The 16,618-nt window shown below is 58.0% G+C and carries 15 protein-coding genes; 8 read left to right on the top strand and 7 right to left on the bottom strand.

Annotated elements, in window-relative coordinates:
• Positions 1–934 precede the first annotated feature (934 nt).
• The 7 genes from rpmH to CARG_RS09430 all read left to right on the top strand — a co-directional run bounded on the left by rpmH (position 935) and on the right by CARG_RS09430 (position 5,685).
• The gene (gene rpmH, locus CARG_RS09950) at positions 935–1,078 is read left to right on the top strand and encodes a 50S ribosomal protein L34 (RefSeq protein ID WP_081761677.1); all 144 of its coding nucleotides are present in this window, start codon (positions 935–937) and stop codon (positions 1,076–1,078) included.
• 83 nt (positions 1,079–1,161) lie between these two features.
• Complete coding sequence (rnpA, locus tag CARG_RS09455) at positions 1,162–1,638, top strand: ribonuclease P protein component (protein ID WP_021012427.1); 477 nt, start codon at positions 1,162–1,164, stop codon at positions 1,636–1,638.
• A complete protein-coding gene (yidD, locus tag CARG_RS09450) occupies positions 1,639–1,866 on the top strand; it encodes a membrane protein insertion efficiency factor YidD (protein ID WP_021012426.1) in 228 nt (75 codons plus the stop codon).
• A 19-nt stretch (positions 1,867–1,885) separates the two neighbouring features.
• Complete coding sequence (yidC, locus tag CARG_RS09445) at positions 1,886–2,845, top strand: membrane protein insertase YidC (RefSeq protein ID WP_021012425.1); 960 nt, start codon at positions 1,886–1,888, stop codon at positions 2,843–2,845.
• Positions 2,846–2,857: 12 nt separating this feature from the next.
• Positions 2,858–3,493 carry a 16S rRNA (guanine(527)-N(7))-methyltransferase RsmG gene (gene rsmG, locus CARG_RS09440; protein ID WP_021012424.1) on the top strand — a complete coding sequence of 212 codons (636 nt, stop codon included), beginning with the start codon at positions 2,858–2,860 and terminating at the stop codon, positions 3,491–3,493.
• An 84-nt stretch (positions 3,494–3,577) separates the two neighbouring features.
• A complete protein-coding gene (locus CARG_RS09435) occupies positions 3,578–4,522 on the top strand; it encodes a ParA family protein (protein WP_021012423.1) in 945 nt (314 codons plus the stop codon).
• 2 nt (positions 4,523–4,524) lie between these two features.
• Positions 4,525–5,685 (top strand): ParB/RepB/Spo0J family partition protein, encoded by a 1,161-nt coding sequence (locus tag CARG_RS09430; RefSeq protein WP_021012422.1) that lies wholly within the window; start codon positions 4,525–4,527, stop codon positions 5,683–5,685.
• A gap of 16 nt (positions 5,686–5,701) precedes the next feature.
• On the opposite strand, the gene CARG_RS09425 is transcribed toward CARG_RS09430, so the two are convergent.
• From CARG_RS09425 to CARG_RS09395, 7 genes are all read right to left on the bottom strand, one after another.
• Entirely contained in the window at positions 5,702–6,871 is a 1,170-nt protein-coding gene (locus CARG_RS09425; RefSeq protein WP_021012421.1) for an N-acetylmuramoyl-L-alanine amidase, read from the bottom strand.
• Between the two features lie 121 nt (positions 6,872–6,992).
• Positions 6,993–7,316, bottom strand: a complete 324-nt coding sequence (trxA, locus tag CARG_RS09420) for a thioredoxin (RefSeq protein ID WP_021012420.1) — start codon at positions 7,314–7,316, stop codon at positions 6,993–6,995.
• A gap of 36 nt (positions 7,317–7,352) precedes the next feature.
• Entirely contained in the window at positions 7,353–8,306 is a 954-nt protein-coding gene (trxB, locus tag CARG_RS09415) for a thioredoxin-disulfide reductase (RefSeq protein ID WP_021012419.1), read from the bottom strand.
• 118 nt (positions 8,307–8,424) lie between these two features.
• Positions 8,425–8,997, bottom strand: a complete 573-nt coding sequence (locus tag CARG_RS09410; protein ID WP_021012418.1) for a sigma-70 family RNA polymerase sigma factor — start codon at positions 8,995–8,997, stop codon at positions 8,425–8,427.
• Positions 8,998–9,126: 129 nt separating this feature from the next.
• A complete protein-coding gene (locus CARG_RS09405) occupies positions 9,127–12,156 on the bottom strand; it encodes a murein biosynthesis integral membrane protein MurJ (RefSeq protein WP_236620143.1) in 3,030 nt (1,009 codons plus the stop codon).
• Between the two features lie 62 nt (positions 12,157–12,218).
• Positions 12,219–14,345 (bottom strand): hypothetical protein, encoded by a 2,127-nt coding sequence (locus CARG_RS09735; RefSeq protein ID WP_021012416.1) that lies wholly within the window; start codon positions 14,343–14,345, stop codon positions 12,219–12,221.
• Positions 14,342–14,926 carry an NUDIX hydrolase gene (locus tag CARG_RS09395; protein WP_081761676.1) on the bottom strand — a complete coding sequence of 195 codons (585 nt, stop codon included), beginning with the start codon at positions 14,924–14,926 and terminating at the stop codon, positions 14,342–14,344. Before CARG_RS09395 ends, CARG_RS09735 begins: the two co-directional genes overlap by 4 nt.
• A 44-nt stretch (positions 14,927–14,970) precedes the next feature.
• Between CARG_RS09395 and CARG_RS09390 the strand changes: the two genes are divergently transcribed.
• Positions 14,971–16,395 (top strand): CCA tRNA nucleotidyltransferase, encoded by a 1,425-nt coding sequence (locus tag CARG_RS09390; protein ID WP_021012414.1) that lies wholly within the window; start codon positions 14,971–14,973, stop codon positions 16,393–16,395.
• The last annotated feature ends 223 nt before the right edge of the window (positions 16,396–16,618 follow it).

Genomic DNA, 16,618 nt, shown 5'->3' with positions numbered 1-16,618 from the left:
TCGTTTTCCCTTCGTCGTCGATTCGTGTCGTTTTTTGAAAGTTTTCCACGTGTGGTGTCCACAGGTAAAAAATGCCGATGCCTAGGCTTTCACAGTTTTATCCACACCTGTGGATAACTTCTTTCCGGTATGTTATCCACAGGGACATCATAGGGCTGTGGATAACTGTGTGAACTTTGATCTACCCCGTGAACTGGGATTTTTTAACCTTAAACCTTAAGTCTCAAGTAAAAGTTTAGAGTTATCCACAGTCGCTGTGTTTTCACAGGGTGTGAGCAAAGCTCGGACCAGACACATATTTACCCCCAACCCCTCCCTGGTGTCTAGGCAGACGTTTGCATGGGTGTACTGGGTTGATTGGCTCGTGTTTTCCAGGCCTCATTATGTGCGGTTTGGGGTGTGAAAAACTGTTGTGAATTGTTCGGATTAATCGCTGGCGTTGATGAACGTCTGCGGCTAGCTGTCGGTGGCGACACGCCGACAAGGCGTGCATTTTTGGGGCTTGCCTTGTTGTATTGGGCAGTGAAGCGTGTCAGCGTTGGCTTTAAGGTGCGCACGAACCTTCGGGACTTGAGAACAAATTAACAGCACAGAAATTACAAAAGTGTTGTTTCAGGGGTAGTTAGGGGTGCTTTCTTCGCGCTTACAGTTTGTGCCACTGCCAGCACGGATGCCGAAATATGCATTCGGCGTGTCGATTTGTTTATCTGTACTCCGACGCGTAACCTGTTGTGAGTCTGTCGCAGATAGTGAGCCCTTGTTTAAACATCGGTTGCTGTCGCGTATCGCATCGCCTTCCAGGTGATCCCCTGGCACAGGGTCTTTTTCAGCCCATTCTTGCCGGGGTTTCATTGTCGTAGGTCGCGACAAAGCCATCGCCCGATGCGGTTGGCTTTGCTATTAAACCGTCGTTTTATTTTAAGGAGTGTTCACCGTGGCTAAGGGCAAGCGGACGTTCCAGCCGAACAACCGTCGTCGTGCACGCGTGCACGGCTTCCGTACCCGCATGCGTACTCGCGCGGGTCGTGCAATTGTTTCGGCTCGTCGTCGTAAGGGCCGTGCTTCGCTGACTGCGTAAGCACTAACGCTTAAACGGCCCGGGAAGCCCACCGTGGTTTCCTCGGGCCGTTTTGCATTGTCATGTCTTTTTGAGGTGGTGCTGTGCTTCCCGTTGAACATCGTTTGAGCACACAAGCGCAGTTTAAGACTGTGATGAAAAAGGGTCGTCGGGTTAAATCCCGCAACCTGATGATTCATTTTCTTAGCGCCAGAGCCACCCTGCCGGGTGAAAATAGCGGGTCTTCGGTCGAGCTATCGACACCTCGCGCACCGCGCTGCGGCCTGGTTATTTCCAAGGCCGTGGGTAATTCCGTCGTTCGGCATAACACCGCACGCAAACTTCGCGCGGCATTTTTTAACCTAGTTAAGGCTGAACATCCTGCCTTGGGTGTTGACGCCGCGGAAGAACCACGTGGCTACATTGACGTTGTCGTGCGTGCTTTTCCAGGCGCGGCGTCATTAACTACAGTCGAGCTTCAACGGGAACTCGAACTTGCTTTGGATAAAGCCTTCGACAAATCCTTCGGCGCGAAAACTCATACGAATACTCGCCAAGCACGCCAAGGGGTGGGCAGATAAATGTTGTCCGCTGTGCTGATGAAAGCCGTGCGTGGCTACCAAAAGTACCTTTCACCCCTTAAAATGGTCTCCACGTGCCGTTTTGAGCCAACATGCAGCAATTATGCGCTCGAAGCGTTAGAAAGTAGGGGCGCCATCGTGGGCCTTTATTTGACTGCGGTTCGCATTGTGAAGTGCGGGCCGTGGCATCCAGGCGGATACGACCCCGTACCGCAGAAACATCTTTAAGGGAGTTTGACGAACTACCGTGCTTAATTTCATCTATTGGCCAATTTCCGCAATCTTGTGGTTCTGGCACAAAGTGTTCTCGCTGGTGCTTGACCCCAACTGGGGTGTGACCTGGCTGCTGTCGATCGTCTTCCTGACGTGGACTATTCGTATTCTGCTGGTTCGTCCGATGATGAACCAGATGCGTTCAGCGCGCAAGATGCAGGAAATGCAGCCGCTGATGACGGAAATCAAGAACAAGTACAAAAACGACCAGCAGCGCCAAATGGTCGAAATGCGCAAGGTGCAAAAGGAAATGGGTGTTAATCCCCTAGCCGGCTGCCTTCCGCTGTTCGTTCAGATGCCAGTGTTCATTGGTTTGTTCCACGTGCTGCGTTCCTTTAACCGAACCGGCACGGGCAAGTTCCAGTTGGGTTTGAGCATCGAGCAAAACCGCCAGACTGCGAATTACATCTTCTCCCCCTCTGATGTGCAGAGCTTCCTGGATGCTCGCTTCTTCGGCGTTCCCCTCTCGGCCTACATCTCTATGCCGGATTCTATGTATGAGGCCTTCCAGCCGGTGGACTTCACCCGCACGAAGATCATCATGGTTGCCGGCCCATTGATTTTGCTGACTGCTACCGCAACGCACTTTGTTGCGAAGATGTCGATTGCCCGCAATGCGCAACGTATCGCCAGCGGCAAGCAGAGGGCGCCGCAGAATGACATGATGGCGCAACAAATGCAGATGATGAACAAGATGATGGTCTGGTTCATGCCGGGCATGATTTTGTTCACCGGTGCTGTGTGGCACATCGGCCTGCTGTTCTACATGCTCTCCAACAACATCTGGACCTTCTTCCAGCAGCGTTACGTCTTCGCGAAGATGGACCGTGAAGAGGAAGAAGAGCTCGCAGCCAAGCGTGAGGCTAAGCGCGCCAGCGCCCCGAAGCCGGGTCAGCGCCCTCAGAACGCTAAGAACAAGAAAAAGAAGAAGTAGGCAGCGTTTCACGTGAAACAAGACGTCCCAGCAGCAGCTGAAGAAATTTTCGGAGACAACCTCCCCAAGGCAATCCGCTATCACGAGTCCCTCGCCACTGATGGAAACATCCGCGGATTTATGGGGCCTCGTGAGATTCCGAAACTGTGGGATCGTCACATCCTCAATTGCGCCGTGATTGGGGAAGCCATGCGCCACGGCATCAAGGTCACCGACATTGGTTCTGGGGCGGGCCTGCCGGGCATTCCCCTGGCGATTGCCCGCCCAGATCTGGACATCACTCTGATTGAGCCATTGCTCAAGCGCAGCACGTACCTTGCTGAGATTGTCGACCAGTTGGAGCTGCCCAACGTGACGGTTGTGCGTGGCCGCGCAGAGGATAAAGCTATCCGTAAGCAGGTTGGTCTCGCTGACGTCGTGACCTCCCGCGCGGTCGCTCCCCTGGGCAAGCTGGCGCACTGGTCCTTGCCGCTGGCGAAGGTTGGCGGCCGAATGACGGCGATGAAGGGCGAAAGCGTGGCGGAAGAATTGGATCGTGACGCCGCGATTATTGCGAAAGCAGGCGCGGGGGCGTCCAAAATCTTTGTGGTTGGCGAGGCCTTGTTGCCTCAGCCGACGACGTTGATCAGTATTGAGCGCAGGCGTTAACCCCGGCCGTGGATTAGTCCGCGATGTGCGATAGGGTTAACGGGTACGCTTTATGAATCTTCTTCGCACTTTTGAGGGGCTTTAATGGACGAGGTTTGGGACGACACCCCTATCGCAGCCGCAGCTCAGAGGGCTGCCCAGGTGCAGTCGAATACCTTGAGCATGCCCCGGCCCGATAAGGTCCGCAAGCTGACTGTGGCCAACCAGAAGGGTGGCGTCGGCAAGACGACGTCTTCGGTGAACCTCGCCGCGGGCCTTGCGGTGTGTGGGTTGAAGGTCCTGGTGGTTGATCTTGATCCGCAGGGTAATGCGTCGACTGCTTTGGGGGCGGAGCACCGGGTGGGCACCTTGTCGAGTTACGAGATGCTCATTGGTGAGTGCACTGCGGCTGAAGCTATGCAGCCCTCCCCTTTCAATGAGAATTTGTTCTGCATTCCGGCGACTATTGATTTGGCTGGTTCGGAAATCGAGCTTGTGTCGATGGTGCGCCGTGAGTACCGCTTGTCGGATGCGTTGAACGAGAAGTTCTTGAGCGACCACGGTTTCGATTATGTCTTTATCGATTGTCCGCCGTCGCTGGGTTTGTTGACGATCAATGCGATGACTGCTGTGACGGAGGTATTGATCCCGATCCAGTGCGAGTATTACGCGCTGGAGGGTGTGGGTCAGTTGCTTAACAACATCACGATGATCCGTCAGCATTTGAACCCTGAGCTGCATATTTCTTGTATTTTGTTGACGATGTTTGATGCCCGCACTAAGTTGGCTGAGCAGGTCGCTGACGAGGTTAAGGGTCATTTCGGTGATGTCGTGTTGCGCACGGTGATTCCGCGTTCGGTGAAGGTTTCCGAGGCTCCTGGTTATGGGCAGACAGTGTTGGAATATGACCCGGGTTCGCGTGGTGCGATGGCTTATTTTGATGCAGCGAAGGAGATCGCGACTCGCGGCGATTATCCGGCTACGGGTGATTCTCCTGTGGGTGCTGCCCCGCAGGGTTCGGTTTCGGCTGATGATGGTGAGGAGAAGTAGCCATGGCGTCTAAGCGTCCAACAAAGCGTACGGGTGGTTTGGGTCGTGGTTTGGCGGCGCTTATTCCTCAGAGCGATCCTGTGGATAATGACGCCGCCCCTACCGCTGCTAACAAGGCGGCTTCTGGCGCCAAAGCTGCTGCGCAGCCTAAGGGGGCGCGGGGAGCACAGTCTTCGAAGGCTGCTTCTTCGGAACGCAAGGTAGATATGACCAATGTGGTCCCGGGGGGTAAGTCGAAGCCTCGTTTAAGTAGTGGTGCCGCGAGTGTGTTGTTGGGCGATGGCCCGCAGAATACTGCTTCCTCGGGCCGTGCTGCGGAGGCTGCCGCTAAGGCTGGCACGAACGCAGATAGTTTTGGTGCGGTTTACGAGGAGCTTCCGATTGGTGCGATCGCGCCGAACTCAAAGCAGCCTCGTCAGGTTTTCGATGAGGCCGCGCTTGAGGAGCTCATCCATTCGATCCGCGAGTTTGGTTTGATGCAGCCGATCGTGGTGCGTCGCGCCCCGCATGGCACTTATGAGCTGATCATGGGTGAGCGTCGCTTGCGGGCGGCGACGAAGGCTGGGTTGAAGCGTATCCCGGCGATTGTTCGTGAGACTGATGACGCGGACATGCTTCGCGACGCGTTGCTGGAAAATATCCACCGTGTGCAGTTGAACCCCTTGGAAGAGGCCCACGCCTATCAGCAATTGCTGGAGGAGTTTGGTGTTACCCAAACTGAGTTGGCGGATAAGATCGGTCGTTCGCGTCCGTTGATCACCAATATGTTGCGTCTTCTACAGCTGCCTGTGGGGGCGCAGCGTAAGGTCGCTTCGGGTGTTATTAGTGCGGGTCATGCTCGTGCTTTGTTGGGTTTGAAGGCCGGTGCGCAAGCGCAGGAGGCTTTGGCTGACAGGATCGTTGCCGAAGGTTTGTCGGTCCGGGCCACAGAAGAGGCTGTGGTGCTGATTAATCGCGGCGATGAGCCGGCGAAGAAGGCGAAGCGTGAGAAGGCTCCGACGCCGGAGTTTTTCACTCGGGCGGCGGAGTCTTTGGCTGATGGTTTGGATACTCGGGTGTCTGTGAGCGTTGGTAAGCGTAAGGGCCGGATTGTGGTGGAGTTCGGTGATAAGGATGATTTTGAACGAATCATCGGCCTGCTCCGGGGAAGCGACGAGCGCTAGCCGATCGAGGGGGCAGCTAAAGCACTTCTTGTTCTAGGAGTTCCGAGAACTTGTAGGTACCCGTCGGCTGATCGTCATCGTCGAGAAGGTAAAGACGCTTCACGGCAACCACAATGGCCTCTGCGATAGCGTCACGGGCCTGTGGATCCGTGAGGATCGCGACGTCATTGGGGTTGGTGAGGTACCCAAGTACAACGTCGATCGCCGGCATGTACGTCAGGCGCAGAATGTCCCAGGTGCGGCCGTGATTTCCGCAGTTCGTTAATTCCGTGCGGGCAGAAATCTCACGCTGGATAAAACCAGAGAGTTTCTCACCCGTGATGGAGTTGCTGCCCTTCTCGGAGCCGAAGTAGAACGTAGCGACACCATTGGCTTTGTCGTTGGGGTATCGGTCGCACTGGAGGCAGATCATAAGGTCGGCGCCAAAAGCATTAGCGATTTCTGCTCGGTCCTCAAAGGTGGGGTCGTCCATGCGAGGACGGGACATAATAGTCTCCACACCGGCGGCGACCATGCGGCCTTCGATGCGGCTGGCGATGTCCCAGAGGATCTCCTCTTCGGTGATGTCCCCGTAGGGGCCCTTGACGGTGAGACCCTTGTTTTGGCCACCCAGGCCCGGGTCGAGGACGACGCGTTTGCCGGTCAGACGGGGGCCTGCGCGGCGAACTTGCTCTATTTCGCGGATGGCATTGGGCGAACCACCAGTGATGCGCAGCCCCAGGTAGGACAGGGCGCGGACGGTGTTCGGCCCACAGATACCATCAGTGTTCAGGCCGTAGTTGAGCTGGTAGTTCATGACGGCTTCGTGCGTGGCTGGGCCGAATTGGCCGTCGACGCGGGAAGAGTAGAAGCCGAGTTCGTGAAGCTGGTCTTGAAGTTCAGCGACGTCATCGCCAACCAGGACTTTGCCCGGTTGGTACTGCAGGACGCGGGCGCCCAGCGTGTAGGAGGCCTCGCGGAGTGCACGCAGGGTGACCTCGCCGATCACACCGTCGGCGATGATGCCGCGGGACTGCTGGAAGGCCTGGAGTGCTTGGGCCAGGTGGGCGTCAAAGTGGGTATCGCTGGCGGAAAAGGACTGTGTGTCGGCACCGTCGAATCCGTCGAGTTGGCCGAGCCGAGCGAGGGTTGCTCGAACCTCTGCGACTCGGGGATCCGAGTCACCAACACGCAAAATCTCAGTCACTGCTGACGCATCCCTTCCATGGGCTCAAGCGGGCACGAAGCACCCACAAGGTGCGCGGGTGCTTACAGCCGTATCATTCTAGGCCTTGTACCTTAATGTTTCTAACAGGCCAGACTACCCGCTACATGAGGCTTTCAAGTTTAGAAACGATGGTGCCCTTGGGCTGCACGCCGGTGACCTGCGCTACGGCCTCGCCGCCCTTAAAGAAGATCATGGTGGGGATGGACATGATCTGGAAGGCGGTGCCCAGTTCACGCTCTTCATCAACGTTGACCTTAACGATTTTTGCGCGCTCGCCGAGTTCCGCGGCGACGTCGTCGAGGATGGGGCCAAGCTTCTTGCAGGGGCCGCACCAAGGTGCCCAGAAGTCGACGAGTACGGGAACGTCGGACTCGGCTACGACCTGCTTGAAGGTGTCTTTGGTGACTGCTTGCGCTGCGGACATGGGGTGTCTCCTTTAAGTGTTAAAAGTGTTCGGGTTTTAGTGTTCAGCTAGGTAGTGTTCGGCGTCGATGGCGGCCCGGCAGCCGGAACCAGCAGCGGTGATTGCCTGCTGGTAGGTGCTGTCGACCAGGTCACCCACTGCGAATACGCCGGGGACATTGGTGCGCGTAGACGGCTGTGCGACCTGCACGTAGCCGGCGTCATCGGTATTAATGACGTCGCGGACAAGTTCCGATCGCGGGTCGAGACCGATGGCAACAAACATGGCGGTGACGGGAAGTTCCGTCAGTTCGTCGGTGACAGTGTTGCGTAGTTCGAGGCCGGTGACTGATTGTTCGCCAAGGACGCGTGCCACGGTTGCGTTGGTGACGAAGCGGATCTTGTCGTTCGACTGTGCGCGTTCCAGCATGATCTTGGAGGCGCGGAATTCTTCGCGGCGGTGCACGATGGTGACGCTCTTGGCGAATTTGGTGAGGAACAGTGCTTCTTCCATGGCGGAGTCGCCGCCGCCGATGACAGCGATGTCGTGATCTTTAAAGAAGAAGCCGTCGCAGGTGGCGCAGGCGGACACGCCACGGCCCAACAGTTCTTGTTCACCGGGAACACCGAGGTAGCGGGGTGCTGCACCCATCGCGAGGATGACAGTGCGTGCCTGGTGCTCGACGCCGTCCGCAACCACCGTGTGCACGGGAGTTCCGGTGGCGTCAGCGGTAGTGTCCAGGCGGATTTCCTCTACCAGTTCCATGCGAAGCTCGGCGCCAAAGCGTTCAGCCTGGCTGCGCATCTGCTCCATGAGCTCCGGGCCCATGATGCCTTCCGCAAAGCCCGGGTAGTTTTCCACTTCAGTGGTTGTCATCAGCGAACCACCGTATTCAATACCTTCAAATACGACGGGCTTGAGTTCGGCACGGGCGGCGTACACAGCTGCGGTGTAGCCGGCAGGACCGGAACCAACAATGATGACGTCGCGGACGTCGGTGGGGTTTGTCATAGAGACCACGCTTTCTGAACTTGTTTCTCCCAGCACCTTACCGCACGGCCTGGTGCTGGCCGCCACCCCCTACAACGCCACCCGCAAGCTGTTTCATTCCCACCCGGCCCCAGGCAGGCTATTCCCACACTTGAGCCAGGACCTCCTTCAGCGCCGCCCGCGCCCGGGCCCGGCGCGACTTCAGCGTCCCTTCCTTGATGCCTAAACCCTCCGCGACGTCATTAAGCGAATATCCCTGCAGGTCGACGAGTTGTAGGGCGGCCCTTTGCTCCGGGGGCAGGCGGTCCAGTAGGTCTTGGATGAAGATTTTTCCGTGGGAGATTTCCTCGCTGTGTGCGGGTTCCTCCCCACGCACATCGCCTAGGTCGCCTTGGTGGCAGACGGTTTCCACCCGGGAGGGTCTGCGGAAGGCATGGTCGTAGGCGACGTTGTAGGTCAGGCGGCGCAACCAGGTGGATAGCTGCGCCTCGAAACGGAAGGAAGGCATATTGTTGACGGCCTTCAGCAGGGCTTCTTGGACAATATCGTCGACTTCTTCCGAGGTGCGGCAGAATCGGCGCGCGACGAAACCCATCATGGGACGGTAGCGGCGGACGATCTCCGGCATGGCCCAGGGCTCGCCCCGCAAGTGCGCCTGCACCAGCTCCGTATCCATGAGTTTTTGCGCCGCGTCGCTAGACGACTCCCCCACAACAAACCCCCCGTAGTCCCCACATCCCCATAGGAAAAACAAACAGTTCTACAAGGATACAACAAGCCCCCGGGGTGTGTGGCGGTTTTTCAACCGCTCACCCCGAGGGCTCGCAGAGCGTGGCGCGGACTATTTACCGACCACAGTCAATTGGGATACCCGCACGCCCTCACCGGGCATCTCTGCCACAGAACCATCAGGGTACAGCACAGGCTCGGGGGACACCCACACGATGATCTCGGAATACTCCTCGTCCGCGGAAAGCCCGATCTCCGTCACCGCACCCGGGTTAGCCGAATCGGGGCCACCAACCATGCCCTCGCCCAACAGCACCGGCGGCGTGTTGCCCTGCACGCCAAAGACCGACACCTTCGTCGACACACCCTGCGCCTCCAAAGACAGTTTGGTCGGACGGATCGGAGTCTCAAGCGTCAACGCCACCCCTTCAGCATCTAACGCCACCCAAGGGTCCTCCTTGCTCACAGCAAGCTGTTCCGAACCCGGCCAATGCCGTGCCGACACAACCGTCGCCACCCGACCAGAATCCTGCACAACCTTCGGCGCAACGCTAGCAATCGGATCGGACGCCACCGGACCATACGGGCCACCCAAGCGACCCAGCATCAACCACACCAACGCCGCACCAGAGAACACAACAATCATCACAGCCGAAGCCAACACAAGCTTGCCGCCCGTGGAGTAACCACGTGAACCAAAACCAGCAGACAAGGGCGGCACCGGAACGGGCTGCGTCTCCCCCGCACCTAACAAACCACTACCGGGCTTCTCCCACTGCTCAACCTCAGCTACCTCATCCATATCCAGATCAGTCAGCTCATTAAACGCCCGGTGCGCAAAACCAGCCGACACAGGAAGCTCAAAGCAGTCAGACTCTTCCCCACTAGCCGGATCACCACAATCCGCAGCATTAGTGGCCGCAGCAAAGCCCGCGACGTCAACACCCAAAGACAACAAATCCTCGGTGAACACCAACGGGAACGCCAACACCACGCCATCGGGAGTCAGACGCAACTGCTGTGCCGACGCCAAAGGCAATGCATCGAAAGGCTGCAGCGCCTGCGCCAACTCCGCGTGGGAAATCAGCTCGCGCTCCTCGGCATCCACAAGATCCACGCCCTCCCGCCACGGGCTGACCACCAAATGACCGTCCCTGTAGGGGAAGATACGAACCCGAACGCCACAGTGCTTCGCCAACGCGCGCGTCGCCTCCACATGGATACCGTGAGCAAACGCAATCGCCACACGCTTATCGCCCTCGCTCGCAGCCCACAACTTCGCGCCCTCACCCGGGCCGTGCTCGCCGGCAATCTCACCATGATTACTGAGCAGACGGAAGGCACCATTAGCGATCGGCGCACCGGGCAGCAAACGAGGAATACGAACCTCACCGACAGACAACGGCGGAAGCTCCACAAGCTCCGGCGCTTCCTGTGCGCGGCCACGACGCAGACGGTTTTTCACCCCGTCCAACACCGCCAACTCCTCCAACTTGGAGCGCGACAGCACCAACGCCACAGTCGCCAAAAACACCGTTCCCGCGACCGCGCAGTACAACAGGTACGACAGCGACCGCCCCATGCCCTGATCCGGAAGCAGACGATCCAACAGTGGTTGCACAGCGAAACGCACCAACGGAACCGCAACAATCACACCAGCGATTGACGCGCCCAGCGACCACGCCGTTGTCCGCGCAATCGAACGACCATTGAGCGGCCCAAGCTTACGGCGCAGAAGGAAGGAACCAATGACAGCACCAGAAATAAAGCCGAAACCATTGGCGGCACCCAACAGGATAACGACGTCGCGGTCGCTGTTGGCCACCATGGGCGCCAGGAGGCTCAACAGCACCTTTGTCGCGGTGATACCAGCGATGATGTATGTGGGCGTCCACGCTTCCTCACGGGCGTAAAACACGCGCAAATGCAGCAAAACAATCGCGTAAGGGATCAGGGTGAAGGAAGAAAAGCTCAACGTCAAGCCCAGGATGCCCGCGCTAGTGGCGTCGAAGGCGCCGTAGGCGAACAGTGCTGTTGCCAGCTGGAGACCAAACACGGTGAAGAAGACGATCACCGGGATCATCGACAGCAGGGTGATCTTGGTGGCCTGGGTGAGGTCGTGGACGACGGCGCGGTGGTCGCCATCGGCTGCGTTACGCGATAGGCGCGGCATGATCGCAGTCAGCAGGGTCACGCCAATAATGCCGTAAGGCACCTGCAACAACAACCAAGCCTGCTGGTAAATAATGGGCGCACCAGCAGAACTCATGGACGCAATACGGGTTGTCACCACGTAGCCGAGCTGACTGATCGCGACATAAACGACGATCGCCAACGCCATCCCACCGAACTGCTTTAGGCGATGGTCGATTCCCCACAGCGGCCGCAGATCAATCTTGAGCCGCTTCAACGAAGGCAGCAAAATCAGTGCTTGCACAACCACACCCAACGTGGTGCCCACACCAAGCAGAAGAATGTGTGGATCAGTCACACCAGCAGGAGCATCCGGCGTTAAACCACCAGGCAGCGTCCAATACAATCCCAGGACGCACAAAACCACCACGTTGTTTGCTACCGGCGCCCACGCGCCGGGTCTAAACACAGACTTTGTGTTCAATACGGCCATGAACAGTGAGAACATCCCGTAGAACAGGATTTGCGGTAGCAGCAGGTAGGCAAAGGATGTTGACTGGATCAAGTTGACCTTGCCGTCCGTATCCAACATCAACCGCGTCAGGAGCGGAGCCCCCAGAATTGCCAGCAGTGTCACACCCACCAGCAGAGTTGCAGACAGTGTGAACATGCGGCGGATGAACTCCGCTCCACCGTCTGGGTCTTCCTTTTCCGCTCGGACGAGCACCGGCACCACTAGTGATGTCAGCACCGCACCCAGCACGATCTCCGTAATCAGGTTGGGCAGAGTGTTGGCTGTGTTGAAAGCCGAAGAGATCGCCGGGCCCATCGTCGCACCAATAGCGACGTTGCGTAAGAAGCCAGTCATGCGGGACAGCAGCGTGGCGATAGCCATCGAGCCACCCGCGCGCACCACGTCCTTATCGGATGCTTTCGCAGAACGCTCTGTTGGTGCACCACTGTCCACCACTGCCTCGGCTCCGGGGCCGCGGGCAGGAGCGTTGTTCATGCCGGCTTCACTCACTGGGGGGTTAGGTCGGATGATTCTGCTTCGAGTACTCATAGGGGTACTTATCGCTTTCTTTTGCCAAAAACTACCAGTGCACGGATCACCACAAGAGCGATGCCCACGGCGATGATGAATCGCCACGAGATGTGCGCAGTCTGGACACGAATGTCCACAGGTTCGCTAATCGTATTGCCTGATTCGGTTGCAAGCCACAATTTGATGCCTGAGTCGCCCGGCAAATCGGCGGTCATTTGGATGGTTATGGAGCCTTGTGCAGGTATGCGGACAGTATCCGGCACGTGGATGGTGGCCCCCGGGGCGTCATAAAGCACGCGTGCATCGATGGGTAGAGGCAGGCCGTTGCGGCCGACGATCAGCAGTGGTGAGCTGTCGGATGTGCGGGTGTAGACGTTGCCGGGAGGCAGCAGGCTGACGCTGTTGCGCAGTTGTTGCAGTGTGTCGCGGTTAGCGCTGAGGATGTTGTCGCTGCGGCGGACGGCTTGGGTGTGGGTGTGCATCGATTGGCGGTCGTAGAGCGACAGTGCGCGCAGAATGTCGTAGCGCAGTGGTTGGGTGAATTCTGTGTTGGTGAGTGTTATTTGTGGATCGTTGACCATCAGGGTTGTCAGGTCGCCGATGTAGCCGGATTGTTGTCGGGCTCGCACAATTTCCGTGTCTGTTAATGACGCCGGGGAGTCCACTGATTCTGGTCTGTTGCGCGGTGCGGGGATTGGGGTGGCACCCCGATCGATTGCTTCGGTGGCGGCGTCGAGGATTGCGTGGGCGTCTTGTGGTGTGACGCGGGTGGGCATGATGAGGGTGTTGCCTTGGGAGGCTTGCAGCTGGATTGCTGCTTTGGCTGTGAGCCTGCGGGCTTCTTCGGAGTCGATTGTGTAGTCGTAGCGGGTGGTGGGGTCTGAGGTGGGGGTGGTGATGGGGTCTGGCCCCATGGCGTCGAGGGTTGCGGCTAGTGCGAAGTTGGTTTGGGCGTACTCGTAGCTTAGGGGGGTAACGCCGAGGATGTGTTCGATGGCGTCTGCACCTTGGAAGGGGTCTAAGCCGGAGCGTGATGCAGCGTTAATGTCTGCCCCAGCAAAGGGTAGTGAAATAATACAACCAGGTCCTGACGCCGCGGAAGGTATCGGGCCCGCAGTTCCTTGCCCATCATTGTTGGGCCCGGCGTCCTCACCCCCATTGTTTGCTTGGGGTGCCCCGTCTTCGCCGGGTATGCCCGCGGGAACCGCAGACGGTTGGTTGTCTTTAAAAGTAACCTCAATGAGGTTGTGCAACTCCGACATAAACTCCACCGCCGGAGCCGGATCACCCTCCTCAAAACGCGGCTTATCCAACCACCACGAATCACGAAGACGAATCGTCTCATCCACCGGCGACGTACGACGATCCGCAATCCGATACCCACGCGACATCCGATCCACCGCCAACAACACCTGCGGATCCAACGCCAAACACCCAGCAGCCCCCGTACGCTCCCCCAACACAAAATCACGATACGCACGCAACGTCTCCGTCAACGGCGCAACATCAAAATCCTCCTCCAAAATCAACGGCTGCTGCTCCGGAGCCTCACCCGTCTCCCCCGGCAACACACGAACAGGCGCCGCCAACGGCACCACAACACTCACATCCCCCACACTCGCCATCTTATGCGGCACCAACAACCGCTCAGAATCCAAATAAGACTCCTGCCCCTCCACAACCCCATTGATATTAAACAAAAACGGATACACCCCAGCATCCTCAACCCGCGGCACATCCACCACCACATCAACATCCTCCCCCGCAGCAACAGACCCCACCCGCTGAAAAGGCTCAATAAAACTAAACAATGACTGATCCCCCGCCAACAACACACGCCCCTGCTCCACATCAGCCAAAGGATCACTATGCTGCACACGCACCACAACATCAGACACAGTCCGATCCAAACCATTATGAACACGCAAACGCGCCTTAGCCCCAAGCCCCCCAAACTCCACCAAACGCACCGTCACACGCGCATCACTATCCTGAACACGCGCCGAAGGATCAGCCCACCACGACCGCATCACAGGATCACTAGGATCCGCCGGATTCGGCAACGGCTGCGCCACACCAACACCAACCCCCCACAGCGCCACAACCCCACACACGCACGCACACGCCACCCGACGCAACAAACCACCACTCATCGCGGTGTAAGCCTCCCCGCAGCCCTCTCCGCACGCGCCAAATCCGGCAACAAATCATGCGCAAGACGAGCCAACTTACGCTCATCCGCATACGCCAAACGCTCAAACAACTCCGTCGACGGAACCCACGTCACCTCCGTAACCTCAGGATCCTCATCATTAAGCTCACCATCCACATAACGCAACAAAAAATGATGAACCGTCTTATGAATCCGCGTCCCCTCCGAAACAAACCAATAATCAATCACACCAAGCGAATGAAAAACCTCACCATGAATACCAGTCTCCTCCCACACCTCACGCTCAGCCGTCGCCTCAAACGTCTCCCCCGGCTCCACATGCCCCTTAGGCATCGACCACAACAACCGCCCCCGACGATCCACACGACCAATCAACGCCACATACACAGCCGACAAATCAACCTGGCCATCATCACCCACAGCCTCAGCCAACCCCGACACAACCAAACCACCAGCAGACGTCTCATCACTCGTCTGCATACGCGACGGCGGCACCGCGACAGGCCTCATCGGCCGCTTAGGTATACGGCGTCTCTTCAGCGGTCCCGGCTTCGTACTCATTATGATTATCGTAGTCCATCCGCCCGGCCTGTAAACTTACAACAGTGACCCAGCACGACAGCCGCCAACCCGCCCCCACACCCACCGACATCGCCGAAGCCCTCAAACCCATACAAAAACTCGGCGAACTCTTCGCCCAAGCCGGCCACCCCATCTACCTCGTCGGCGGCAGCGTACGCGACCTCTACCTCGGACGCCTCGGCACCGACTACGACCTCACCACACCAGCACGCCCAGAAATCACACAACAAATCCTCCAAAAATACTGCAACACAGTATGGGACACCGGCATCCGCTACGGCACCATCTCCGGCGAACACGACGGCCTCCAAATCGAAATCACCACCTTCCGCAGCGACAACTACGACGGCATCACCCGCAACCCCGATGTGCAATATGGCGACACCCTCGAAGAAGACCTCATCCGCCGCGACTTCACCTGCAACGCCCTAGCGCTGGACCTCAATACCCACCAACTCCACGACCCCCTAAACGGCCTCCAAGCCCTCAAGGATCACCTCCTCGACACCCCCCAGCTACCCCAAGTCAGCTTCAACGACGACCCCCTACGCATGCTTCGCGCAGCACGCTTCACCTCCCAACTCGGATTCACCGTTACCCCACGCGTCCACCAAGCCATGACCAGCATGGCCCAAGAAATCAACCGCATCAGCACCGAACGCATCACCACCGAACTCAACAAACTCATCACCGGCGACCACCCCGAACAAGGCATCGACCTCCTCGTCACCACAGGCCTCGCCAACCACATCATCCCCGAAATCCCCGCCCTCCAACTCACCCCCGACGAACACCATCAACACAAAGACGTCTACGCACACTCCCTCACCGTCCTACGCCAAGCCATCGACCAAGAAACCCAAGGCCCCGACCTCATCCTCCGCTGGGCAGCCCTCCTCCACGACATCGGCAAACCCAACACCCGCGGCACCAAACCCGGCGGCGGCGTCACCTTCCACCAACACGAAGTCGAAGGCGCCAAACTCACCCGCCGCCGCCTCCGCGCCCTCAAATTCCCCAAACAACACATCAAAGACATCTCACAACTCGTCTACCTCCACATGCGCTTCTACGGATACTCCGACAACCAATGGACAGACTCCGCAGTACGCCGCTACGTCAACGACGCCGAACACCTACTCGACAAACTCAACACCATCGTCCGCGCAGACGTCACCACACGCAACAAAAGGAAAGCCACCCGCCTGCGCAAAGCAATGGACAACCTAGAAACCCGCATCACCGAACTCAAACAACAAGAAAACCTCGCCAAAGTCCGCCCCGACCTCGACGGCAACGCCATCATGAACATCCTCGGCCTACCCCCCGGACCCCACATCGGCAAAGCCTGGAACCACCTCAAAGAACTCCGCCTCGAACACGGCCCCATGACCCCCGAAGAAGCCGAAGCAGCGCTCCTCACCTGGTATGAGCAAGAGTTCAAATAGCCTGAGGGAGGGGGTTGCGGGGTATGCGCCGCTCGCTAGGCTTCGGTCCGGCTGCTCCCGCGGCCGGTCCTGCAGAATCGCTCGCAGCGCATCCCCCAAACCCCTCCTCCACCTCTCGAACCTTAGGTGGGCGTCGAGGGATCGTTCATCCCGACTATGTCGCCCCTCGCCTCTATAGTTCAGCTATGAACCTTTGTTGGGTCGGGAATCGCTCGCAGCGCAT

The organism is Corynebacterium argentoratense DSM 44202 (assembly GCF_000590555.1).
Lineage (GTDB): Bacteria > Actinomycetota > Actinomycetes > Mycobacteriales > Mycobacteriaceae > Corynebacterium > Corynebacterium argentoratense.
The sequence above is the reverse complement of the archived record's forward strand: the minus strand, read 5'-3'. Positions and strand labels throughout refer to the sequence as shown.

Coding starts and splice junctions, on each gene's coding strand:
- yidD (WP_021012426.1), top strand. CDS start 1,639: ATGTTGTCCGCTGTGCTGATGAAAGCCGTGCGTGGCTACCAAAAGTAC.
- CARG_RS09435 (WP_021012423.1), top strand. CDS start 3,578: ATGGACGAGGTTTGGGACGACACCCCTATCGCAGCCGCAGCTCAGAGG.
- CARG_RS09430 (WP_021012422.1), top strand. CDS start 4,525: ATGGCGTCTAAGCGTCCAACAAAGCGTACGGGTGGTTTGGGTCGTGGT.
- trxA (WP_021012420.1), bottom strand. CDS start 7,316: ATGTCCGCAGCGCAAGCAGTCACCAAAGACACCTTCAAGCAGGTCGTA.
- trxB (WP_021012419.1), bottom strand. CDS start 8,306: ATGACAAACCCCACCGACGTCCGCGACGTCATCATTGTTGGTTCCGGT.
- CARG_RS09405 (WP_236620143.1), bottom strand. CDS start 12,156: ATGAACAACGCTCCTGCCCGCGGCCCCGGAGCCGAGGCAGTGGTGGAC.
- CARG_RS09735 (WP_021012416.1), bottom strand. CDS start 14,345: ATGAGTGGTGGTTTGTTGCGTCGGGTGGCGTGTGCGTGCGTGTGTGGG.
- CARG_RS09395 (WP_081761676.1), bottom strand. CDS start 14,926: ATGAGTACGAAGCCGGGACCGCTGAAGAGACGCCGTATACCTAAGCGG.